At 66.9% G+C, this 20,194-nt stretch carries 23 protein-coding genes; 18 read left to right on the forward strand and 5 right to left on the reverse strand.

What is annotated here, in order from left to right; genetic code table 11:
• Positions 1 to 150 precede the first annotated feature (150 nt).
• Positions 151 to 687: a hypoxanthine phosphoribosyltransferase gene (gene hpt / locus PAM7066_RS14230; RefSeq protein WP_085854901.1), complete on the reverse strand. Its 537-nt coding sequence runs from the start codon at positions 685 to 687 to the stop codon at positions 151 to 153.
• 65 nt (positions 688 to 752) lie between these two features.
• Here hpt and PAM7066_RS14235 point away from each other — a divergent pair, with 65 nt between their 5' ends.
• Positions 753 to 1,199, forward strand: coding sequence for a type II toxin-antitoxin system RatA family toxin (locus PAM7066_RS14235; RefSeq protein WP_085854902.1), 447 nt, complete (start codon positions 753 to 755; stop codon positions 1,197 to 1,199).
• Position 1,200: 1 nt separating this feature from the next.
• Here PAM7066_RS14235 and PAM7066_RS14240 read toward each other — a convergent pair whose 3' ends face one another.
• The 3 genes from PAM7066_RS14240 to PAM7066_RS14250 are packed head-to-tail and all read right to left on the reverse strand — an operon-like array spanning position 1,201 to position 3,304.
• A complete protein-coding gene (locus PAM7066_RS14240) occupies positions 1,201 to 1,668 on the reverse strand; it encodes a CinA family protein (RefSeq protein WP_085854903.1) in 468 nt (155 codons plus the stop codon).
• On the reverse strand, positions 1,665 to 2,156 hold the full coding sequence (locus PAM7066_RS14245; protein ID WP_085854904.1) for a phosphatidylglycerophosphatase A family protein: 492 nt from the start codon (positions 2,154 to 2,156) through the stop codon (positions 1,665 to 1,667). The genes PAM7066_RS14240 and PAM7066_RS14245 overlap by 4 nt, the downstream gene beginning before the upstream one ends.
• Positions 2,153 to 3,304 (reverse strand): bifunctional 2-C-methyl-D-erythritol 4-phosphate cytidylyltransferase/2-C-methyl-D-erythritol 2,4-cyclodiphosphate synthase, encoded by a 1,152-nt coding sequence (locus PAM7066_RS14250; RefSeq protein WP_085854905.1) that lies wholly within the window; start codon positions 3,302 to 3,304, stop codon positions 2,153 to 2,155. The genes PAM7066_RS14245 and PAM7066_RS14250 overlap by 4 nt, the downstream gene beginning before the upstream one ends.
• A 180-nt stretch (positions 3,305 to 3,484) precedes the next feature.
• Here PAM7066_RS14250 and dusB point away from each other — a divergent pair, with 180 nt between their 5' ends.
• The 7 genes from dusB (at position 3,485) to PAM7066_RS14285 (ending at position 12,317) form a co-directional block, all read left to right on the forward strand.
• Positions 3,485 to 4,465 carry a tRNA dihydrouridine synthase DusB gene (gene dusB, locus PAM7066_RS14255; protein ID WP_276326089.1) on the forward strand — a complete coding sequence of 327 codons (981 nt, stop codon included), beginning with the start codon at positions 3,485 to 3,487 and terminating at the stop codon, positions 4,463 to 4,465.
• 40 nt (positions 4,466 to 4,505) lie between these two features.
• Positions 4,506 to 5,567 carry a two-component system sensor histidine kinase NtrB gene (locus tag PAM7066_RS14260; RefSeq protein WP_085854906.1) on the forward strand — a complete coding sequence of 354 codons (1,062 nt, stop codon included), beginning with the start codon at positions 4,506 to 4,508 and terminating at the stop codon, positions 5,565 to 5,567.
• Positions 5,568 to 5,576: 9 nt separating this feature from the next.
• Positions 5,577 to 6,944, forward strand: coding sequence for a response regulator (locus tag PAM7066_RS14265; RefSeq protein ID WP_085854907.1), 1,368 nt, complete (start codon positions 5,577 to 5,579; stop codon positions 6,942 to 6,944).
• Between the two features lie 103 nt (positions 6,945 to 7,047).
• On the forward strand, positions 7,048 to 9,321 hold the full coding sequence (locus PAM7066_RS14270; RefSeq protein ID WP_085854908.1) for a sensor histidine kinase NtrY-like: 2,274 nt from the start codon (positions 7,048 to 7,050) through the stop codon (positions 9,319 to 9,321).
• Positions 9,306 to 10,715, forward strand: a complete 1,410-nt coding sequence (ntrX, locus tag PAM7066_RS14275) for a nitrogen assimilation response regulator NtrX (RefSeq protein ID WP_085854909.1) — start codon at positions 9,306 to 9,308, stop codon at positions 10,713 to 10,715. The genes PAM7066_RS14270 and ntrX overlap by 16 nt, the downstream gene beginning before the upstream one ends.
• Positions 10,716 to 10,722: 7 nt before the next feature.
• The gene (locus PAM7066_RS14280; RefSeq protein ID WP_085854910.1) at positions 10,723 to 11,565 is read left to right on the forward strand and encodes an alpha/beta fold hydrolase; all 843 of its coding nucleotides are present in this window, start codon (positions 10,723 to 10,725) and stop codon (positions 11,563 to 11,565) included.
• Positions 11,566 to 11,822: 257 nt separating this feature from the next.
• Positions 11,823 to 12,317 (forward strand): gluconokinase, encoded by a 495-nt coding sequence (locus tag PAM7066_RS14285; RefSeq protein WP_085854911.1) that lies wholly within the window; start codon positions 11,823 to 11,825, stop codon positions 12,315 to 12,317.
• A gap of 75 nt (positions 12,318 to 12,392) precedes the next feature.
• Here PAM7066_RS14285 and PAM7066_RS14290 read toward each other — a convergent pair whose 3' ends face one another.
• Entirely contained in the window at positions 12,393 to 13,079 is a 687-nt protein-coding gene (locus PAM7066_RS14290; RefSeq protein WP_085854912.1) for a D-lyxose/D-mannose family sugar isomerase, read from the reverse strand.
• A 70-nt stretch (positions 13,080 to 13,149) separates the two neighbouring features.
• On the opposite strand from PAM7066_RS14290, the gene PAM7066_RS14295 reads away from it, so the two are divergent.
• From PAM7066_RS14295 to PAM7066_RS14340, 10 genes are all read left to right on the forward strand, one after another.
• Positions 13,150 to 13,734, forward strand: coding sequence for a hypothetical protein (locus PAM7066_RS14295; RefSeq protein ID WP_085854913.1), 585 nt, complete (start codon positions 13,150 to 13,152; stop codon positions 13,732 to 13,734).
• 39 nt (positions 13,735 to 13,773) lie between these two features.
• Positions 13,774 to 14,304, forward strand: a complete 531-nt coding sequence (locus PAM7066_RS14300) for an O-acetyl-ADP-ribose deacetylase (protein ID WP_085854914.1) — start codon at positions 13,774 to 13,776, stop codon at positions 14,302 to 14,304.
• A gap of 167 nt (positions 14,305 to 14,471) precedes the next feature.
• Positions 14,472 to 15,137, forward strand: a complete 666-nt coding sequence (locus PAM7066_RS14305) for a glutathione S-transferase family protein (RefSeq protein WP_085854915.1) — start codon at positions 14,472 to 14,474, stop codon at positions 15,135 to 15,137.
• A 141-nt stretch (positions 15,138 to 15,278) separates the two neighbouring features.
• Positions 15,279 to 15,644: an NADH-quinone oxidoreductase subunit A gene (locus PAM7066_RS14310; protein WP_085854916.1), complete on the forward strand. Its 366-nt coding sequence runs from the start codon at positions 15,279 to 15,281 to the stop codon at positions 15,642 to 15,644.
• Positions 15,645 to 15,853: 209 nt separating this feature from the next.
• On the forward strand, positions 15,854 to 16,366 hold the full coding sequence (locus PAM7066_RS14315; protein WP_090929480.1) for a NuoB/complex I 20 kDa subunit family protein: 513 nt from the start codon (positions 15,854 to 15,856) through the stop codon (positions 16,364 to 16,366).
• A 10-nt stretch (positions 16,367 to 16,376) separates the two neighbouring features.
• A complete protein-coding gene (locus PAM7066_RS14320; RefSeq protein WP_085854918.1) occupies positions 16,377 to 16,988 on the forward strand; it encodes an NADH-quinone oxidoreductase subunit C in 612 nt (203 codons plus the stop codon).
• Positions 16,989 to 17,015: 27 nt separating this feature from the next.
• Positions 17,016 to 17,213: a hypothetical protein gene (locus PAM7066_RS14325; protein WP_245749715.1), complete on the forward strand. Its 198-nt coding sequence runs from the start codon at positions 17,016 to 17,018 to the stop codon at positions 17,211 to 17,213.
• Between the two features lie 105 nt (positions 17,214 to 17,318).
• Positions 17,319 to 18,536 (forward strand): NADH-quinone oxidoreductase subunit D, encoded by a 1,218-nt coding sequence (locus tag PAM7066_RS14330; RefSeq protein ID WP_175484688.1) that lies wholly within the window; start codon positions 17,319 to 17,321, stop codon positions 18,534 to 18,536.
• A 30-nt stretch (positions 18,537 to 18,566) separates the two neighbouring features.
• The gene (locus PAM7066_RS14335) at positions 18,567 to 18,758 is read left to right on the forward strand and encodes a hypothetical protein (RefSeq protein ID WP_085854920.1); all 192 of its coding nucleotides are present in this window, start codon (positions 18,567 to 18,569) and stop codon (positions 18,756 to 18,758) included.
• A gap of 95 nt (positions 18,759 to 18,853) precedes the next feature.
• Positions 18,854 to 20,179 carry an NADH-quinone oxidoreductase subunit E gene (locus tag PAM7066_RS14340; protein ID WP_085854921.1) on the forward strand — a complete coding sequence of 442 codons (1,326 nt, stop codon included), beginning with the start codon at positions 18,854 to 18,856 and terminating at the stop codon, positions 20,177 to 20,179.
• Positions 20,180 to 20,194: the final 15 nt, after the last annotated feature.

Raw genomic sequence — 20,194 nt, forward strand, 5'->3', positions numbered from 1 at the left:
CTGGGCAAGGGCGACGGTGGCGATGGTCCCGAGAGCGAGGGACGTGGCTATCAGTCTTCTCATCGTTATGTTCCCTGTTGAAATGTGGTCGAACGAAATCATCACAGCACCTAGCGCGCGCGCGTCAAGTTCCCATGATGGCCAATTGGATCACTCCATGACCACCCGCCCTATGTGCGGCAGGTTCCGGTCGCGCTGCGCGTAGTCGATACCGTAGCCCACGACGAACTCGTCAGGGATTTCGAAGCCGGTCCAAGTTGCCTTGACATCGACCTCGCGCCGCGACGGCTTGTCGAGAAGCGCAATGGTCTCGAGCCGGGCGGGACCGCGCTGCCGCAAGAGCCCGAGAACGTGGTGCAGCGTAAAGCCCGTGTCCACGATGTCCTCGACCACCAGCACGTCACGGCCGGCGATCTTGCCGCGCAGGTCCTTCAGGATGCGCACCTCGCGCGAGCTTTCCATCGAGTTGCCGTAGGACGACGCCTCGAGGAAATCGACCTCGACCGGCAGCTTCAACTCGCGCACGAGGTCGGCGATGAACACGAAGGACCCGCGCAGGAGGCCGACCACGACAAGCTGCTCTGTGCCGGCGAAATGCCGCTCGATCTCGCGGGCGAGGGCCTCGATCCGGGCGGCGATCGTCTTGGCCGAGATCATCTCTTCGACGTGGTAATTCGGTCGCTCCATGCCGCAGCCCTTGATTTATGGATCGGATCGGTCGAAATCCTCGGCGAGGCCGACCCCGGAGAGATATGCCGAAGCATCACGAAACCCGCAAGCTGCCCTACACGGCCCAGCAGATGTACGATCTGGTGGGCGACGTGGAGAGCTATCCGAATTTCATCCCCTGGATCTCGGCCGCCCGGATCACCTCGCAGCGCGAGACCGATACCGGCGAGGTGCTCGAGGCCGACCTGGTGATCTCGTTCAAGGTGTTCCGCGAGCGGTTCCGCAGTCGCGTGACCAGGGATCGCGAGGAGATGCGGATCGACACCGAGTACCTGAACGGCCCCTTCCGTCACATGAACTCGACCTGGGCCTTCCGCGATGTCGAGGGCGGCGGCTGCGAAGTGCTGTTTGACGTGGATTTCGAGTTCAAGAGCCGCATACTGGGCTCGGCGGCGCAGATGTTCTTCAACGACGCGATGCAGCGCATCGTGCGCGCCTTCGAACGCGAGGCCTCCAAGCGCTACGGTTAAGTCAGCCCAGGGAGTCGGCCAGAAGGCGCAGGGCGTGATCGCGGGAGGCGGCGCGGACGGGGCCGCGACCGATTGCGCCGAACTCTACCGTTTCGGTTCGGGTGCCCTCTTCGGTGGCGAGGCCGAAACAGACCCGCCCCTCGGGCTTGTGCTCCGATCCGCCTGGGCCTGCGATGCCGGTCACGGCGACCGCATGGGTGGCGCCCGAGCGCGACCTCGCTCCTTCGGCCATCTCGCGTGCGACCTCCTCCGAGACGGCGCCACGGGCCGCGAGCGTCGCCTCCGAAACGCCCAGCATCTGGATCTTGGCGGCATTGGAATATGTTACGAAGCCTCGGTCGAACACCGAAGAGGCGCCGGCCGGATCGGTCAGGGCCGCGGCGATCATGCCGGCGGTGCAGCTTTCGGCCGTGACAAGAAGCGCCCCCCGCGCCTTGGCCGCCGCAAGGACTGCCTCGGCAAGGGTCACAGCAGGATCGCTCCATGTGCGATCACGGCCAGCAGAATGACGCAGATCGCCGCCATTGCTCCGGCGACGATATCGTCGAGCATTACGCCCGTCACGTCGCCGCGTCGGTCCACGGCGCCGACCGGGCCGGGTTTCCAGATGTCGAACAGCCGGAACAGGGCGAACGCCGCGATCCAGCCGGGCCAGAGCGCGCCGATTCCCACGCCCACGCTCGCCGCGCCGAAGGTCAGCGGCAAGAGGGCGACCCATTGCCCCGCCACCTCGTCGATCACGATCCAGCCGGGATCCTCGATCCCGACCCGCGCCGTCTCGCGCGCCGTCGCCCAGTGGCCAAGCGCATAGGCGACCACGATTCCGATCACGCAGAGCCACGGCCCGCCCAGCACGTGCAGCGCGAAGAAGGCGGGCAGGGCGGCCAGCGAGCCCCATGTGCCGGGCGCCGGTTTCATGAGGCCGACGAAGAAGAAGGTGGCGACGATTCGGCTCATATCGAGAGCAGCGAGACGGTGGCGATGGCGGCGATCCCCTCTTGGCGGCCCGGGAAGCCCAGTTTCTCGGACGTGGTTGCCTTGACCGAGATGCGCGAGGCGTCCGCCTCGAGGATCTCCGCGAGCCGCTCGGCCATCTCTTCGGCGTGCGGGCCTATCTTGGGTGCCTCGCAGATCAGCGTCAGGTCGGCATTGCCCAGCCTCAGCCCGTGCTGTGCCGCCAGATCGCGGGCATGGGCGAGGAAGATGCGGCTTTCGGCACCCTTCCATTTCGGGTCCGAGGGCGGAAAGTGGCGCCCGATGTCGCCCGCCGCGAGCGCGCCGTAGATCGCATCCGTCACCGCGTGCATCCCGACATCGGCATCGGAATGCCCGAGAAGGGCGCGATCATGCGGGATCTCGACGCCGCAGAGAATCACGTGGTCCCCTTCGGTGAAGGCGTGGACGTCGAAGCCGTTGCCGACGCGGATATCCATTGGACCTCGCAGCAGTTGCTCGGCCCGCGCGAAATCGGCGGGCCCGGTGATCTTCAGGTTCCTTTCATCGCCCTCGACGATGGAAACGTCCAGCCCCGCCGCCCGCGCCACGGCGACATCGTCGGCTGCATCCGAGTCGGCCGCGGCATGTGCGTCGCGGATGGCTGAGTAGTGGAACCCCTGCGGCGTCTGTGCGCGCCACAGCCCGGTGCGGTCCTGCGTCCCGGCAACACGGCCGTCTTCGCCGAGCCAGAGCGCATCGACCACCGGCAGGGCAGGGGCCGCGCCCGGAGTTTCGGCCAACGCATCGATCACCCGGTCGATCAGGTCGGCCGTCACCAACGGGCGTGCGACGTCGTGGATCAGCACGTGCTGCGGCGCCATGGACAGCAGTGCATCCAGCCCGGCCCGAACGGATTCGGCCCGCGTGGCGCCACCCGCCACGACGTCCATGTCCGGCCACATTTGCCACCCCGGCGCGAGTCCCATGTCGTCGGGGTGCAGGACCAGGACGACGTGATCGACCCGCGCATGGGCGCGGAACGCGTCGATCGAATGGGCGGCGACGGTGCGGCCACCCAGCGTACGCCATTGTTTTGGAAGGCCTCCCCCGGCGCGTGATCCGCGCCCTGCAGCAACGAGGACAGCGGCAGTCGTGGACACATTGGGCATGACGATTCCTTCACGTTTACCGTGCATTTGAAGCGTTTACCTTGCGGATGCGGCAATTGTTGCCCGACTTTTGGGCAGATCGTGTTTTTCGCGTGTCCGACTTGGATCCCGATTTGCCTTGGTTTTCCGGGGGCGATAAGCGAATGTGCAAACGCTTATAGATTAGGCATCGAACACCCCGTGACCTCCCCATTCGCCGCGCTTGACCTTGCTCCGCCGGTTTTCCTGGCCCCGATGGCCGGTATCACCGACCTGCCGTTCCGCGACCTCGTATGCCGTTTCGGCGCCGGCCTCGTGGTGAGTGAAATGGTCGCAAGCCAGGAGATGGTCCAGGGCAAGCCGGGCGTGCGCGAACGGGCCGCGCTGGGGCTGGATCGGGGACGGACCAGCGTCCAGATCGCCGGACGCGAGGCACGGTGGATGGCCGAAGCCGCACGGCGGGTCGTCGGGGCCGGCGCGCGGATCGTCGATATCAACATGGGATGTCCGGCCAAGAAGGTGGTGAACGGGCTGTCCGGCTCGGCGCTCATGCGCGAGCCGGACCACGCCCTGTCGCTGATCGAGGCCGTCGCCGAGGCGGTCGAGGTGCCGGTGACGCTGAAGATGCGGCTCGGCTGGGACGACGGAATGATGAACGCCGCCGAGATCGCCGCGCGGGCCGAAGCGGCCGGCGTGCGGATGATCGTCGTCCACGGACGTACGCGCTGCCAGTTCTACACCGGCCGCGCCGACTGGGCGGCGATCGGCGCAGTCAAGCGCGCCGTTTCGATCCCGGTGGTCGCGAATGGCGACATCCGTTCCAGCGCCGACGCCCGCGCGGCGTTGGAGGCCTCGGGCGCCGACGGCGTGATGATCGGCCGTGGCGTGCAGGGCCGTCCCTGGCTTCTGGCCGAGATCGCCGCCGCGATCCACGGTACCCCCGCTCCCGACCTGCCGGGTCCGGCGGAGGTCGTGGAACTCGTCGCGGGCCATGTCGAGGCGTCCTGCGCCTTCTACGGCCGCGAACTGGGCGCCAAGGTCGTGCGCAAGCACCTGGGTTGGTACCTTGATGCGCTGGCCCCGGAGACGTCGTTCCGCCGCGCCATCCTGACCGCCGGCAGTCCCGAGCGGGTCGCGGCGCTTCTGCCCGATGCGCTCGGCGATGCGAGGGTCGCAGCATGATCGGCACGTCAGCGCGCGCGGATGGAGCGGAGGTCCCGCGATGACGTTCGACGGTCAGCTCTGGGCATCCCTGCCGTTTCCGGCGCTTTTGCTCGACGCCGATGACCGCATCCTCGACGTGAATGCGGCGGCCGAGGATTTCCTCATGACGTCGGCGAAGTTGTTGCGAGCCGCGCCGGTCTTCGACCGCATCTTCATCGACGCGCCCCTCGACGAGGCGTTCGGCCGGGTGCGCGTCAACGGCGGCCCGCTCTTCGTCAACACGGTCATGGTCAGCTCGGGCAACCGCCCGCCCGAGACCTGCGACATCCAGGTCGCCCCGATGCTGGGGACCGAGGGCGACGTTCTGCTGCTTCTGACGCCGCAACAGGTTGCGGGACGGCTGCAGAAGGCGAAGCAGGCGCGCTCGTCGGCGCGGTCGGCCATCGGCATGGCCGAGATGCTGGGCCACGAGATCAAGAACCCGTTGGCCGGGATCACCGGCGCCGCGCAGCTGCTGGCCATGAGCCTCGACAGCGCCGACCGCGAGCTGACCGACCTGATCGTGGGCGAGTGCCGCCGGATCGTCGCGCTGATCGACCAGGTCGAGCAGTTCGGCAACCTGCGCCCGCCCGAACGGCGCGCGGTGAACCTGCACGACATCCTCGACCGCACCCGGAAAAGCGCCGCCCTTGGTTTTGCCGCGCATATGCGGCTGGTCGCGGAATACGACCCTTCGCTGCCGTTCGCACACGTGGACCAGGACCAGCTGCAGCAGGTGTTCCTCAACATCATCAAGAACTCGGCCGAGGCTGCCGGACCCGAGGGCGGGACGATCACCGTGCGCACCTTCTACGACCACGGCTTGCGCGTGCGCCTCGCGGACGGGGATACCGCCGTCGTGCCGTTGCAGGTCGAGGTGATCGACGACGGCCCCGGCATGCCCGCCGACCTGATGGAGTCGATCTTCGATCCCTTCGTGTCCGGCAAGGAGAACGGCACCGGGCTTGGCCTCGCGCTCGTCTCGAAGATCATCAGCGACCATGATGGTCTGATCGCCGTGGAAAGCCGCCCCGGGCGGACGGCGTTCCGCATGTCGCTTCCGCTAGCCCCCGATACCTGAGGAGAGACCATGGACGGCACCGTTCTTGTCGCCGACGACGACCGCACCATCCGCACCGTGCTGACCCAGGCGCTGACCCGCGCGGGCTGCAAGGTCCACGCGACCTCGTCCATGGTGACGCTGATGCGGTGGGTCGACGAGGGCAAGGGCGACCTCGTGATCTCGGACGTGGTCATGCCCGATGGCAACGGGCTGGACGCGCTGCCCGAGATCACCCAACGCCGGCCGGGCCTGCCGGTGATCGTGATCTCGGCGCAGAACACGATCACCACGGCCATCAAGGCGGCCGAGAAGGAGGCGTTCGACTACCTGCCCAAGCCGTTCGATCTGCCGGACCTGATGAAACGGGCGGCCAAGGCGCTCGACTCGCCGCGCAAGGCTATTGCGCCAGGGCGGGCCGAGAGCCCCGGTGCCGCGGGGGATCTGCCCCTCGTCGGGCGCACCCCGGCGATGCAGGAGCTCTACCGCCTCGTCGCGCGCGTGATGAACACGGACCTGCCGGTTCTGGTCATGGGCGAAAGCGGCACAGGCAAAAGCCTTGTCGCGCGAGCGGTCCACGATTTCTCGGACCGGCGTTCGATGCCGTTCGTCGTTGCCGGCGCGGCCGATTTCACGTCGATCGACGGACCTGCGACCATGCTGTCCAAAGCACGCGGCGGCACGATCCTTTTCGACGAGGTCGGAGATCTCGATCCCGAGGCGCAGGTCAGGACCGTGCGGATGCTCGATACGCTCCGCGAGGGGGCGCCGCGGGTGATGGCCACCACGCAGGGCGATCTGGCCCAGCGGATGGAGGCAGGGCACTTCCGTCAGGATCTGTTCTATCGTCTGGCGGGGGTTACGCTGACCTTGCCCGCATTGCGCGAACGGGTCGAGGACATCCCGCTTCTGGCCGAACATTTCCTGCTGAAGGCGGAGCGGGACGGGATGCCGCAGCGCGTGTTCTCGGACGACGCGATGGAGCTGATCCGGCGCTATTCCTGGCCCGGCAACGTGCGCCAGCTCGAAAACACCGTGCGGCGCCTGACGCTGACCGGCGGCGAGGGCGAGATCGGCCGCGACGAAGCCGAGGCGGTGCTTGGCAACCAGCCCGCGATGGAGCCCCTGAAGGGCGGCGGCGACGGCGACCGCCTGCAAGCGTCGGTCGCGCGGCATTTGCGCCGATATTTCGACCTTCATGGCGGGGTGCTGCCGGCCCCCGGCCTCTACCAACGCATCTTGCGCGAGGTCGAAGCGCCGCTGATCGAGATCGCGCTGGACGCGACAGGCGGCAACCAGGCGAAATGCGCCGATTTGCTGGGAATTAACCGCAATACGCTCAGAAAGAAGATCACGGACCTCGATATTAGCGTGACACGCCGCCGGAAGTTGATGTAAAGCTGCAACAATAGCGTGGCCGATGGGGCAAAGACCCCACCTTCAACGAGCCACGTAGAGCGGTAACGGCGCACGTGGTGCGCCTGTGTTTCGGGAGTCGTCCATGGCGCATCCTGTCGGGATGCCTGGCTGGGACCGATTGGTACGGTTGCGGCGGCGCAAGAGGTTGCAGAACGCGGCCACGATCGGGCTGGTCGCACTCGGGCCGGTGCTGGCCGTCGCCACCTATCTGGTGCTTGGTCCGCTCGATGGCGGCTCGACCGGCTTGGCGCTGCGGCTGGTCCTGCTGGCCGACCTCGTCTACGTGATCGCGCTGGCGACGCTGGTGCTGATGACGTTGGCCCGGATGGTCGCGGCGCGGCGGGCACAATCGGCCGGATCGCGCCTGCACCTGCGGCTGACCGGCGTCTTCGCCCTGATCGCGCTCGTGCCCACCGTAACGGTCGCGATTTTTGCCGCGGTGACCATCAATTTCGGGCTCGAAGGGTGGTTTTCGGACCGCATCCGGTCGGTGGTGGGGGCCTCGCTTGCCGCCGCCGAAGCCTACGAGGACGAGCAGCGCGACAGTCTCGCCACCGATGCCGACGCCCTGGCGCGCTATCTCGCGGCCGCGCAACTGGGCCGGGCCCAGCTGTCCGACGGCGAACTGCGCCAGCTTCTGGGGCAAGGCCAGGTGCAGATCCAGCGCGGCCTGAGCGAAGCCTACGTCATCGACGGCACGACCGAGATCCGCGCGCGGGGCGAAGGCTCGTATCTCTTCGACTACGAAACCCCGCCCGAGGGCGCGATCGAGGCCGCCGCGAACGGCGAGACGGTGGTGATCGAGGACTGGGACATCAACGAGTTCCGCGCCCTCGTCGCGCTTGGCGGGATCGAGGATCGCTACCTCTACGTCTCGCGCGACGTGGACGGCGAACTTCTGGCGCTGCTCGACGACACTCAGGACTCGGTGCGGCTCTACAATCAGCTGGAAGCGGACCGCGGGAAGCTGCTGTTCGAGTTCGGGCTTCTCTATATCGGGTTCGCGGTGATCCTGATCCTCGCCGCGATCTGGTTGGGCCTCTGGTTCGCCGAGCGCCTGTCGCGCCCGGTGGGGCAGCTTGCGGACGCGGCCGAGCGTGTGGGGGCGGGCGATCTGGACGTTCAGGTCAAGGAGGATGACGGCGATGACGAGATCTCGCTGCTCGGCCGGCTGTTCAACCAGATGACCCGGCAGCTCAAGGCGCAGCGCGAGACGCTGCTCGACACGGCCGATCAGATCGACCGCCGCCGCCGCCTGTTCGACAGCGTGCTGTCATCGGTGACCGCAGGTGTCGTCGGGGTCGATCCGGAGGGCCGTGTGACCTTCGTGAACCGCTCGGCCGAGCGGTTGCTGGCGCTTGACGAGGAAGGCGGGCGCGAAACCCACCTGACCGTCGCCATCCCCGAGTTCGGCGCCCTGTTCGAGCGCATCGCCGAGGGCCGCGACGAAAGCGTCCAGGCCGAGGTGAAGGTTTCGCGGCGCGGCGTGCTCGAGGCGCTGCTGGTGCGCATGTCCACACGGCGGGCCGAGGACGGCGCGCTCGAGGGGTTCGTGGTGGCCTTCGACGACGTCTCGGACCTTGTCGCGGCGCAGCGCATGGCGGCCTGGGGCGACGTGGCGCGGCGCATCGCACACGAGATCAAGAACCCGTTGACCCCGATCCAGCTGTCCGCGGGGCGCATCAAGCGCAAGTTCAGCCGCGAAGTCTCCGAGCCCGAGAAGCTCGAACAGATGACCGAGGTGATCGTGCGCCAGGCCGAAGGCCTGCGCCGCATCGTCAACGAGTTCAGCCAGTTCGCCCGGATGCCCGAGCCCGACCGGCGCTTTCACGACATGACGCGGATCGTCGAATCCGCGGTGCTGCTTCAGCAGGCGGGGCAGGAAGGGGTGAAGATCCGCGCGGACCTGCCACCCGCGCCTGTCACGGCCGAGATCGACGAGACGATGATCGGGCAGGCGCTGACGAACCTCATCAAGAATGCGGGCGAGGCGACGGAAAGCCTGATCAAGAAAGGCGCGCCCGACGGGTATCGCCCCGAGGTGCGCGTGACCATGGCGGCCGAGCACTCGGGGATCCTCATCACCATCGAGGATAACGGCATCGGTCTGCCCGAGGACCGCGCGCGGCTTTTCGAGCCGTATGTGACCACGCGCGACGAGGGAACGGGCCTGGGCCTGCCCATCGTCAAGAAGATCATCGAAGAACACGGCGGCACCCTTGTCCTGGTCGATGCCGACCCGTTCACCCCCGGCGCCCATCGTGGCGCGCGGGCGGAAATCCGGCTGCCGGCGGCAGAGGCGCCGGCAGAGACGACAAATAAAAAGGAGGCGGACTACTCATGGGCGACATCCTGATCGTGGACGACGAGCGCGATATTCGCGAACTGGTTGCGGATATCCTCGAGGACGAAGGCTACACCTGCCGCAAGGCATCGAATTCGGGCGAGTGCATGGCCGAGATCGAGAAGGAGCCGCCTTCGCTGATGATCCTCGACATCTGGCTCAAGGATTCCGACATGGACGGGATCGACATCCTCAAGATCGCCAAGCGCGACTACCCGGGGATGCCGGTCATCATCATCTCGGGGCACGGCAATATCGAGATCGCGGTCGCGGCCATCAAGCAGGGCGCCTACGACTATATCGAGAAACCGTTCAACATCGACCAGCTGATGGTGGTGATCGGCCGCGCGATGGAGACCTCGCGCCTGCGCCGCGAGAATGTCGAACTGCGCCGCCGCGATGCCGAGCCGCCCGAGCTGGTGGGGTCGTCGCCGGCATTCCGCGCGCTGAAATCCTCGCTCGACAAGGTCACGAGGTCCAACGGCCGCGTCATGCTGACCGGGCCCGCTGGCTCGGGCAAGGAACTCGCCGCCCGCTACATCCACGCCAATTCCGGGCGCGCGGACTACCCCTTCGTGACCGTCGGCGCCGCCGCGATCGAGCCCGAGCGGATGGAGGAAACCCTGTTCGGCCGCGAGGGCGAGCGCGGGCTCGAGCCGGGCCTGCTGGAGCAGGCCGACGGGGGCGTGCTGTTCTTCGACGAGGTTGCGGACATGCCGCTGGGCACCCAGTCCAAGATCCTGCGCGTGCTGGTCGACCAGGCGTTCACCCGCGTCGGCGGCGCGGACAAGATCCGCGTGGATATCCGCTTCGTCTCGTCGACGAACCGCGACCTGCAGGCGCTGTGTGACGAGGGCAAGTTCCGCTCGGAACTCTATCACCGCCTCGCGGTGGTGCCGATCGAGGTGCCCGCGCTCGACGACCGGCGCGAGGACATCCCCGAACTCGCCGACTTCTTCCTGCGCCTGTTCAACCGCCAGCAGGGCCTGCCGATGCGCAAGCTGTCCGGCGAAGCGTCCGCGATGCTGCAGACGATGATCTGGCCCGGCAATGTCCGGCAGCTGAAGAACATGATGGAACGTGTGCTGATCCTGGGCGACGCCGAACAGGGCGAGATCGCCGTCACCGAACTGCCCGGCCCCGACGCCCAGCCGGCGGACGAGCAGGGCAGGGTGGTCCTTTCGGGCTCGCTCGCCACGCTGCCCCTGCGCGAGGCGCGCGAATTGTTCGAGCGCGAGTACCTGCTGACCCAGATCAACCGCTTCGGCGGGAATATCAGCCGCACGGCGAACTTCGTGGGGATGGAGCGGTCGGCGCTGCACCGCAAGCTCAAGAGCCTCGGCGTGGTCACATCGGCCAAGCAGGGCGCGCGCGTCGCACGGCTGGACGAACAGGCCGCGAGCTGATTCGTTCGTGCCCTATGCAGATCGCCACACGCAGGTTGCGGGTCGCGCGGTCGCCTACGTGGACGCGGGGCCGCGCGAGGCGCCGCCGCTCGTCCTGCTGCACGGCGCGGGGTTCGATCAGGCCGAGTTGACGTGGCGGCTGACGGCCTCGGCAATGCGCGAGAGTCACCGGGTCATCGTTCCGGACCTGCCGGGATACGGCGACAGCGCCTCCCTCGGCGGGCGGCCGGACCTGGCGCGCCTCGCCGACTGGGTGGTGCGCTTTCTCGATGCGGTGGGGGTCGCGCGCGCGGATCTTGGTGGGGTCAGCATGGGCGGTGGCATGGCGCTGTGGGTTGCGATCCACGCGCCGGAGCGAGTGCGCCGTCTCGTGGCCGTCTGTCCCTATGGCGTGATGTCGCGTGCACCCCATCACCGGCTGGCTTGGGCGGCATTGCGGGCCGGGGCGCTGCCACTGGCCTACAGGATCGCCGCGGCCAGTCCGCGCGCGGCTCGATTGGGTTTGGGGCTGAGCTACGGCGATCCGCACCGGGTCAGCCGCAAGGCGGTCGAAGAACTGCGCGTCACTGCCCGGCAGCAGGTGCAACGGCGCAGCTTCGATGCCTTCCTCGCCTCCGAAATGACGTCTGCCAGGCTGAAGTCGGACCTGACGCCCGAGCTTCACCGGATCGGCGCACCGACCCTTCTGGTCGCGGGGCGGTACGACCGGCTGGTCCCGGCAGTCCACGTCAAGCGCGCCCGCGAGCGCATTCCCGACTGCCGCTACCTCGCGCTGCCCACCGGCCACTGGCCGATGCGCGAACGGCCCGAGATGTTCCAGCAAGCGCTCAGCCGCTTCCTGGCGGGGTGACCGGTGATCGCCTGTGCCGCTACGCTGTCGCCCTGCTGGCTTGAATGCATCGCGGGGGCCGAAAGCCGATCGACCTGTCTTCGAGAACCTCCGACAGGTCCTTGACTTGCGTCGCAGGGCAGCCGGCTCTGGCAGGCAGGGCTCGGCTCGCCGCGACCGTGGAGGTTCCGGCTCGGCCATTTCATTCTTGCCCGATGGCAGCCCTGTGCATATGCCATGCAGTCACGAAAACACTGTCGCTCGCTGAGGGGGTGAACATGCGTCACGTACTGGTCATGGGCATCTGCGGGACGGGCAAGTCGTCCGTTGCCGGGCGCTTGGCGGAACGGTTGGCCAATCCTCTTGTCGAAGCTGACGAATACCATTCGCCCGATGCTGTCGCGCGCATGGCGCGGGGCGAGCCGTTGACCGACGCGGATCGCTGGGGCTGGCTCGACCGCGTGGCAGAGGCGGCCCTTGCACGCGAATCTCCGGCTGTCATCGCTTGCTCGGCCCTCAAGCACGTCTACCGGGCGCGCCTCGAGGACCAGCTTGGTAAGATGGACGTCATCTACCTGCACGGTGCGCGCGACCTGGTGGAAGAGCGCATGACGGCACGACCCGGGCACTACATGCCCGCCAGCCTGATCGACAGCCAGCTTGCCGATCTCGAACCGCCAGCCGGTGCCGACGTCCTGCCGCTCGACATCGCGAAACCCCTCGAGGCGTTGGTCGATGAGGCGCAGGACTTTGCAATCCGGCCACGCGCTTGAACGGGATTTGACGTTCCCGGACGGAGAGGACCAATGGATAGGACAGCCGGCACCGGACGTGGGGCCGGCCGTGCGTCACGCCCCGCAGAGGCGATCGTAGTCCGAGACGAGGGGCCGGTAGGCGGGTTCGTCCTCTTCGACCTGCGCGAAGCGGCCGATCGGATCGCGGAAGATGTTGTCGGTCTCGTCGTCGTTGACGGTCGAGACCTCGCCGACCAGAACGTCACCACCATCGCCCCAGAAGGCGTGCCAGTCGCCGGGGCGTAGCGTCACAGACTGGCCGGGCGCCAGTTGCAGGACCTCGCCGGGGGTGAAGGTGTGCTCGACGCCATCGCACAGGACCGTGCCACCGGCGTCAGGGGCGAATTCGCCGTCGGGGGTGCTGCCGAACAGCTCGACCGCGAGGATGGCGCCGCCGCGATTGATGATGTCCTCGGCCTTCACGACGTGGGTGTGCATCGGACTCAACTGGTCATGGCGCGAGATCAGGAGCTTCTCGGCATAGCACATGCCTTGCCCCGCGCGGAGATCCTTCAGCGTGCCGTTGCGCAGGGTGAAGAGCGCGAGGCCCATCTCGTCGAACCGCCCGGAGCCGTAATCCGTCACGTCCCAGCCAAGCCGGCGGGCGACAATGTGACTCTGGGGTCCAGCGGCGCGGACGTCCGCGTCGGACCATGCTCCAAAGGGTGGCAACGTGAAGCCGTGAGAGCGGATCAGCTCGTCTGCGTCGCGGATGATCTGATTGATACGGGAACGTAACATCGGCCTGCCTCGTAATATCCTGTAAGAAGGTCCTGCCGCGGACCGCCAGACGACGCAACGGAGAACCGACATGCGATACGCCCTGATCTTCAGTCTCGTGGCCCTGCCTGCTTTCGCGCAGGACGACGGATCCCCGGATTCCGAGGCCGAACCACCGGTAGGCGGTGTGGGGCGGCTTGCCTGCGGGGCCATCGTCGGTGCCGAGAACGCGGCCTACCTGGGACAGGCGGGTGACTGGGCGATGGGCTACATGGCGGGGCGGATCGATGCGGGCGAAGAGGTGCTCGAAGACGCGACGCTGTCACCGGACGACCCTATCGACGTGGTGTCGGGAATTGCCGTCCGGTGCCGCGAAAATCCCGACCAGCCCGTCATTCAGGCCGTCCGCACCTTTGCCGAGCGGATCTTCGGCGCCGAGGCGCAGGCCGGTCCCGTAACGGCGGATGCGCCGCCGCCGGCCCCTGACATGCCCGAAAGCGCGGCAAGTGACGATCCAGCGCGACAGACCGTCCCTCCTGAACCGAGGCCTGAAACGGCGGCGCCGGAGCCGGATGACGAAGCGTCCGATACCGAAGAGACGTCATCTTCGAGCAGCGAAGAAGCGACCTCGGCCGAGGACGAGCCCGCGACGAGCGACAGCGATTCCGAGGATTAGGACTCCCGACGGTGAGCCATTGGAGGAGAGGAGCGCGTGATGCTGGAAGTGCGCGTCGCGGACATCACGACGCTTGAGGTCGATGCCATCGTCAACGCCGCGAACCGCTCGCTCCTGGGCGGGGGTGGCGTGGACGGCGCCATCCACCGGGCGGCAGGGCCGCAACTGCTCGAGGAGTGTCGCAGGCTTGGCGGGTGCGAGACCGGCGACGCCAAGGCGACGGGCGGTCATGCGCTGAGGGCCGATCACGTCATCCACACCGTTGGGCCGGTCTGGCACGGAGGCGACCGTGACGAGCCAGAGGCGCTCGCGTCATGTTACCGACGATCGCTCGAGGTGGCTCGGGAACTGGGGTGTCGCAGTATCGCCTTTCCGGCGATTTCGACCGGGGTCTACGGCTACCCGTCGGGCGAGGCCGCCCGCGTCGCGGTTGAAACCGTCGCCACGCACGGCAGCGGGATCGATGTGATCTTTTGCTGCTTTTCGGAAGGATCCGCCGAACACCATCGCGCGGCACTGCGCGAGCTGGGATGGCGCGAGAGGGGCTCTGCCTTCGACCCTCCGGGCTGACCCCGATCTCTGCTGGCCCGAGCATGGCCGTGAAAACTGGGGCTGGCACATCTCCCGCCGCCGCCCTAGATCTGCGCGCGCCCGGCTATCCGGCGCCAGGCGCGCGGCACGCCACCGGCCGCGTCCACTTGGCGCCCCATGCGCAAGCAAGACAGAAGCGAGACTCGATGATCGTTCTCCATCACTGCCACCAGACCCGTTCGATGCGGACCCTCTGGCTCTTGAACGAGCTGGATCTGGCCTTCAGCCTGCGGGTTCACGCCTTCGATCGGTCGCTGCGTGAGCCGGAATACCTGTCGCTCAGCCCGGCGGGGCGGGTGCCGGCGCTGGAACTCGACGGTGAAGTCTACTTCGAAACCGGCGCCATCGCAGAGATCCTCTGCGAGCGGTTTCCCGAGCGGGGCCTCGGACGACCCCCGGGCGATATCGACCGACCGGATTTCCTCGTGTGGCTGCACTTTGCCGAGACCGTGACCCAGCATGCGGCGGCGCTGACGCAACAGCATGTGGCGCTCTACGAGGACGAGATGCGCTCGCCCCTCATCATGCGGCTCGAGGCCGCGCGGCTGCGCAAATGCTATGCGGCGATCGAGGGCCGCCTTTCGACCCCGGTCGAAAATCGCGACTATCTGCTGACGAGCGGCTTTTCGGCCGCCGACATTGCCGTCGGTCAGGCGGTGTACATGGCACGACATTTCGCGCAGATCGATGAATTCCCTGAAACGGCCCGCTGGTATGACCGGATCACCGAGCGCGAGTCGTTTCAGGACGCGCTGCCGCCCCAGGGGGCCGAACTCCTGTTCGAGCGGGACTTCTACCCGGCCTGGGACTGAGGCCGCGGGATCAGGCCAGGGCCAGGACGATCCGTCCGGTTTCGCGACATTGGCGTCATCTGCCCGTCGGGATAGGGCGTTGACCCGAGCCATGCCGGGGGATATTTGCGGCCCTGACCATTGAAGGAGGGCGGGACCGCCATGGACGCGATGCTCAGGGACTATCTTCCGATCCTCATCCTTCTCGGGCTGGCGATCGCCCTCGGCCTGGTGCTGATCCTGGCCGCGGCGATCCTTGCGGTGCGGCACCCCGACTCGGAGAAGGTGTCGGCCTATGAATGCGGCTTCAACGCGTTCGACGACGCCCGGATGAAATTCGACGTGCGGTTCTACCTGGTCTCGATCCTGTTCATCATCTTCGACCTCGAGATCGCGTTCCTGTTCCCGTGGGCGACGACGTTCTCGACCATGACGGACGCGGCGTTCTGGTCGATGATGGCCTTCCTCGGCGTCCTGACCATCGGGTTCGCCTACGAATGGAAGAAGGGCGCTCTCGACTGGGAGTGACGATTTCGAATGGGCCGCTGCAGGGTTTGTTCGCCACGCCGGCTTCTAGCTGAGACAATCCGCGCAGACGGCTGCGCGTTGACGCCGGGGGCACGCGATTATACGTGCTTGTGGCAAAGCGGAGCATCCGCGCCCCGAGCGTCGGCCCGCGCTTCCCGCAAGAGGATGATGAGATGTCTGTGACCCCGGGCGCGACCCCCAAGACCGCCATGACCGCTGGTCCCGACCAGGAGCACGCCACGCAGGTGCTCAACCGCGAGCTGACGGACAAGGGATTCCTGCTGACCACCGCCGATGACCTCATCAACTGGGCCCGGACCGGGTCGCTGCACTGGATGACCTTCGGCCTGGCCTGCTGCGCGATCGAGATGATGCACACCTCGATGCCGCGCTACGATGCGGAACGGTTCGGCGTCGCACCCCGCGCCTCGCCGCGGCAGTCGGACGTGATGATCGTCGCCGGCACGCTGACCAACAAGATGGCTCCGGCGCTGCGCAAGGTCTACGACCAGATGCCCGAACCGCGCTACGTGATCTCGATGGGCTCCTGCGCCAACGGCGGCGGCTACTATCACTACAGCTATTCGGTCGTGCGCGGCTGCGACCGCGTGGTGCCGGTGGACCTGTACGTGCCCGGCTGCCCGCCGACGGCCGAGGCGCTGCTCTACGGTATCCTGCAGTTGCAGCGGAAGATCCGCCGCACCGGCACCATCACCCGCTAAGGAGGCGACCATGCCCGACACGGCCCTTCTAGAATTGGGCGAGCACGTGAAGAACGCCCGGCCGGATTGCGTGCTGAGCTACCACGTGACGAATGGCGAGTTGACGGTCGATGTCGCGCTCGCCTCGATCCGCTCGCTGGTCGAGTTTTTGAAGACGGACAAGACCTGCCGTTTCACGACGCTGGTCGACATCACCGCGGTCGATCACCCGGCCCGCGAGGCGCGGTTCGACCTTGTCTATCACTTCCTGTCGATGTGGCAGAACCACAGGATCCGCCTCAAGGCGCAGATCCGCGAGGACGAGATGGCCGCTTCGGTCACCGGCGTGCATCCCTCCGCCAACTGGTTCGAGCGCGAAGTGTTCGACATGTTCGGGATCATCTTCACCGGCCATCCCGACCTGCGCCGCATCCTCACCGACTATGGCTTCCGCGGCTATCCTCTGCGCAAGGACTTTCCGACGACCGGCTATGTCGAGGTTCGCTATGACGAGACCGCCAAGCGCGTGGTCTACGAGCCCGTCGACCTGGTGCAGGAATACAGGCAGTTCGACTTCATGAGCCCGTGGGAAGGCGCCGACTACGTGCTTCCGGGCGACGAGAAGTCGAAGGAAGGCGCCTGAGATGGTTGGGACCGGAGGGCGGACGTGATGATGGGTTCCATGGCCACGGGCAACATGCTGACCGGATTCCTGTTCCTCGCGGTTCTCCTGGTGGTGCCGTTCTGGCGGATCCTGCCGAATTACGGCATCTCGAAATGGGTGTCGCTACTGGCGATCCTGCCGGTGGGGGCGCTGATCCTTTTGTGGATTGTCGCCTTCCGGGACGCCTTCGACGACCGCGCCTGATCGCGAAGGGCGTGGACTCCACGGCCCTGACATACGACGTTGTAGCCCATGGTACGGGCGCGCCGCCCGCGGGGTGGCTGAAACACCTGACGAAGGTCTGAAATGATGGACGGAACCAAATTCGACGACGCCCAGACGGGCGAACAGAAGATCCGCAACTTCAACATCAACTTCGGACCTCAGCACCCGGCGGCGCACGGAGTGCTGCGGCTGGTGCTCGAGCTTGACGGCGAGATCGTCGAGCGTGTGGACCCGCATATCGGCCTGCTGCATCGCGGGACCGAGAAGCTGATGGAAAGCCGCACCTACCTTCAGAACCTGCCCTATTTCGACCGGCTCGACTATGTCGGCACGATGAACCAGGAACATGCGTGGTGCCTCGCGATCGAGCGGCTGACCGGAACCGAGGTTCCGCGCCGCGCCTCGCTGATCCGGGTACTGTATTGCGAGATCGGCCGCATCTTGAACCACCTTCTGAACGTGACCACGCAGGCCATGGACGTGGGCGCGCTGACGCCGCCGCTCTGGGGTTTCGAAGAGCGCGAGAAGCTCATGGGCTTCTACGAGCGCGCGAGCGGCGCCCGTCTTCACGCCGCGTATTTCCGGCCCGGCGGCGTTCACCAGGACCTTCCGCCCGACCTGATCGACGATATCGAGGAATGGTGCCACACCTTCCCGAAGGTGCTGAACGACATCGACGGGTTGATCACCGACAACCGCATCTTCAAGCAGCGCAACGTCGATATCGGCATCGTCAGCGTCGAGGATGTGCAGGATTGGGGCTTCTCCGGCGTCATGGCGCGCGGATCGGGCCTGGCGTGGGACCTTCGCCGGTCTCAACCCTACGAGCTGTATGACGAATTCGAGTTCCAGATCCCCGTTGGCAAGGCCGGCGATTGCTACGACCGCTACCTGCTCCGCATGCAGGAGATGCGGGAATCGGTGAAGATCATGCTCCAGGCTGTCGAAAAGCTGCGGGCACCCGAGGGCAAGGGCCCGGTGCAGCCAAGCGGCAAGGTTGCGCCTCCTCGCCGGGGCGACATGAAGACGTCGATGGAAGCGCTGATCCACCACTTCAAGCTCTACACCGAAGGCTTCCACGTTCCCGAGGGCGAAATCTATGCCTGTGTCGAGGCGCCGAAGGGCGAATTCGGCGTGTACCTCGTCGCGGACGGAACCAACAAGCCCTACCGCGCCAAGCTGCGCGGACCCGGCTACCTGCACCTGCAGGCGATGGACTACCTCAACCGCGGGCACTTGCTGGCCGACGTCTCGGCGATCCTCGGCTCGCTCGACATCGTGTTCGGAGAGGTGGACCGCTGACGCCGCGGCGGTCCGGGGCAGGGGGAGCGTATGGCCGTCGCGTTCGCATGGCTCCTTCTGATCGGGACGCCGCTCGCGATCCTGTCGTTCCTGACCTGCTTTCTCGTCTGGATGGGGCAGGGCCGCCACGACACCTGGTTCACCCGGGCCTGCAACCGGATGATGGTCCCGTCGGGCATCGCCGTGTTCGTCTGCCTGTTCCTGACCTTGCGGTATTTCTGAGAGGGACGCGAGACGCCGCGAATGCGGCCCTTCGCCTTCCCCTTCCCGCAAACCTTCGCTAGATCAGCCCCGACACGGATCACAAGAGGCCCGCCATGCTCCGCCGCCTGTATCACGAGCAGCCCGAAAGCTTCGCCTTCACGCCTGGAAATCAGAAATGGGCCGAGGCGCAGATCTCGAAATATCCCGAGGGGCGCCAGGCGTCGGCGGTCATCGCGCTGTTGTGGCGCGCGCAGGAGCAGGAAGGCTGGCTCTCGCGCCCCGCGATCGAGAGTGTCGCGGGGATGCTGGGCATGGCCTATATTCGTGCGCTCGAGGTCGCGACCTTCTACTTCATGTTCCAGCTGCAGCCGGTCGGCGCGGTCGCCCATATCCAGGTATGCGGCACGACCTCGTGCATGATCTGCGGCGCAGAGGACCTGATCGGCGTCTGCCGCGAGAAAATCGCGTCGAAGGCACATCAGCTTTCGCCAGACGGCAACTTCTCGTGGGAGGAGGTCGAGTGCCTTGGCGCCTGCGCCAACGCGCCGATGGCCCAGATCGGCAAAGACTACTACGAGGATCTGACGGCCGAGAGCTTCGCGGGCCTGCTCGACCGCATGGCAGCGGGCGAGGTGCCGACGCCGGGCTCTCAGATTGGACGCTTCGCCTCCGAGCCTGCGGGTGGCGCGACGACGCTGCAGATGGACAAGGCCAACGCGGCCAATGCCTCGGTGGCCCTGGCGACCGAGATCGGCGACACGCTCAAGCGGATCGACGGAACCGAGGTGCCGCTGCGTGCGCCGTGGAATCCGGCGATGGACTCGGCCGCCGCGGCGCCGCCGGCGGTGAACGACGACCTCCTGTCGCCCAGCGGCATGAGCGATGAGCCGACTCCTGGCGCACAGCCCGGCGCGGGCAAAGAGGTCAACGAAGAAGCCACGACCATACAGGAATCCGACGCCGACGATGCGGGCCGTCCGGATGAGGGTGGTATTGCCGGTACCGCCGAGGCCGGGGACTCCACTCCCGAGGGCGGGGGGTATCATCCCGCCGGAGAAACCGAGGTGGACAGGACCGCCAGGTCCCGCCAAAGCCCGACCCACTCAGCCGAGGGTCCGTTGTCGGACGACCCCGCCGACGAGCCTGCCAGATCGGCCGGAGCGGACGCGCCCGAGAGCGAAGCAAAAGAGCCGCCGCGCCTCGATGCCCCGCGCGGGTCTGGTGGGGACAATCTGCAGAGGATCAGGGGAATCGGCCCCAAGCTGGCCGAGACGCTGAACGGGATGGGCTTCTACCATTACGACCAGATCGCCGCCTGGACGCCCGAGGAACTGGCCTGGGTCGATCGCAATATCGTCGGCTCCCGTGGCCGCGCGAGCCGCGACGACTGGGTCGGACAGGCGAAGGACTTGTCCGGCGAAGGGCAGACAGACCGCTGACCGCGCACTAGCTTC

The organism is Palleronia marisminoris, from assembly GCF_900172315.1.
GTDB lineage: Bacteria > Pseudomonadota > Alphaproteobacteria > Rhodobacterales > Rhodobacteraceae > Palleronia > Palleronia marisminoris.

Excerpts from the sequence above, each read along its gene's own strand:
- hpt (WP_085854901.1), bottom strand. The coding sequence starts at position 687 with ATGGAGCGACCGAATTACCACGTCGAAGAGATGATCTCGGCCAAGACG.
- PAM7066_RS14235 (WP_085854902.1), top strand. The coding sequence starts at position 753 with ATGCCGAAGCATCACGAAACCCGCAAGCTGCCCTACACGGCCCAGCAG.
- PAM7066_RS14245 (WP_085854904.1), bottom strand. The coding sequence starts at position 2,156 with ATGAGCCGAATCGTCGCCACCTTCTTCTTCGTCGGCCTCATGAAACCG.
- PAM7066_RS14250 (WP_085854905.1), bottom strand. The coding sequence starts at position 3,304 with ATGCCCAATGTGTCCACGACTGCCGCTGTCCTCGTTGCTGCAGGGCGC.
- PAM7066_RS14260 (WP_085854906.1), top strand. The coding sequence starts at position 4,506 with ATGACGTTCGACGGTCAGCTCTGGGCATCCCTGCCGTTTCCGGCGCTT.
- PAM7066_RS14265 (WP_085854907.1), top strand. The coding sequence starts at position 5,577 with ATGGACGGCACCGTTCTTGTCGCCGACGACGACCGCACCATCCGCACC.
- PAM7066_RS14270 (WP_085854908.1), top strand. The coding sequence starts at position 7,048 with ATGGCGCATCCTGTCGGGATGCCTGGCTGGGACCGATTGGTACGGTTG.
- ntrX (WP_085854909.1), top strand. The coding sequence starts at position 9,306 with ATGGGCGACATCCTGATCGTGGACGACGAGCGCGATATTCGCGAACTG.
- PAM7066_RS14285 (WP_085854911.1), top strand. The coding sequence starts at position 11,823 with ATGCGTCACGTACTGGTCATGGGCATCTGCGGGACGGGCAAGTCGTCC.
- PAM7066_RS14290 (WP_085854912.1), bottom strand. The coding sequence starts at position 13,079 with ATGTTACGTTCCCGTATCAATCAGATCATCCGCGACGCAGACGAGCTG.
- PAM7066_RS14295 (WP_085854913.1), top strand. The coding sequence starts at position 13,150 with ATGCGATACGCCCTGATCTTCAGTCTCGTGGCCCTGCCTGCTTTCGCG.
- PAM7066_RS14300 (WP_085854914.1), top strand. The coding sequence starts at position 13,774 with ATGCTGGAAGTGCGCGTCGCGGACATCACGACGCTTGAGGTCGATGCC.
- PAM7066_RS14305 (WP_085854915.1), top strand. The coding sequence starts at position 14,472 with ATGATCGTTCTCCATCACTGCCACCAGACCCGTTCGATGCGGACCCTC.
- PAM7066_RS14310 (WP_085854916.1), top strand. The coding sequence starts at position 15,279 with ATGGACGCGATGCTCAGGGACTATCTTCCGATCCTCATCCTTCTCGGG.
- PAM7066_RS14315 (WP_090929480.1), top strand. The coding sequence starts at position 15,854 with ATGACCGCTGGTCCCGACCAGGAGCACGCCACGCAGGTGCTCAACCGC.
- PAM7066_RS14320 (WP_085854918.1), top strand. The coding sequence starts at position 16,377 with ATGCCCGACACGGCCCTTCTAGAATTGGGCGAGCACGTGAAGAACGCC.
- PAM7066_RS14325 (WP_245749715.1), top strand. The coding sequence starts at position 17,016 with ATGATGGGTTCCATGGCCACGGGCAACATGCTGACCGGATTCCTGTTC.
- PAM7066_RS14330 (WP_175484688.1), top strand. The coding sequence starts at position 17,319 with ATGGACGGAACCAAATTCGACGACGCCCAGACGGGCGAACAGAAGATC.
- PAM7066_RS14335 (WP_085854920.1), top strand. The coding sequence starts at position 18,567 with ATGGCCGTCGCGTTCGCATGGCTCCTTCTGATCGGGACGCCGCTCGCG.
- PAM7066_RS14340 (WP_085854921.1), top strand. The coding sequence starts at position 18,854 with ATGCTCCGCCGCCTGTATCACGAGCAGCCCGAAAGCTTCGCCTTCACG.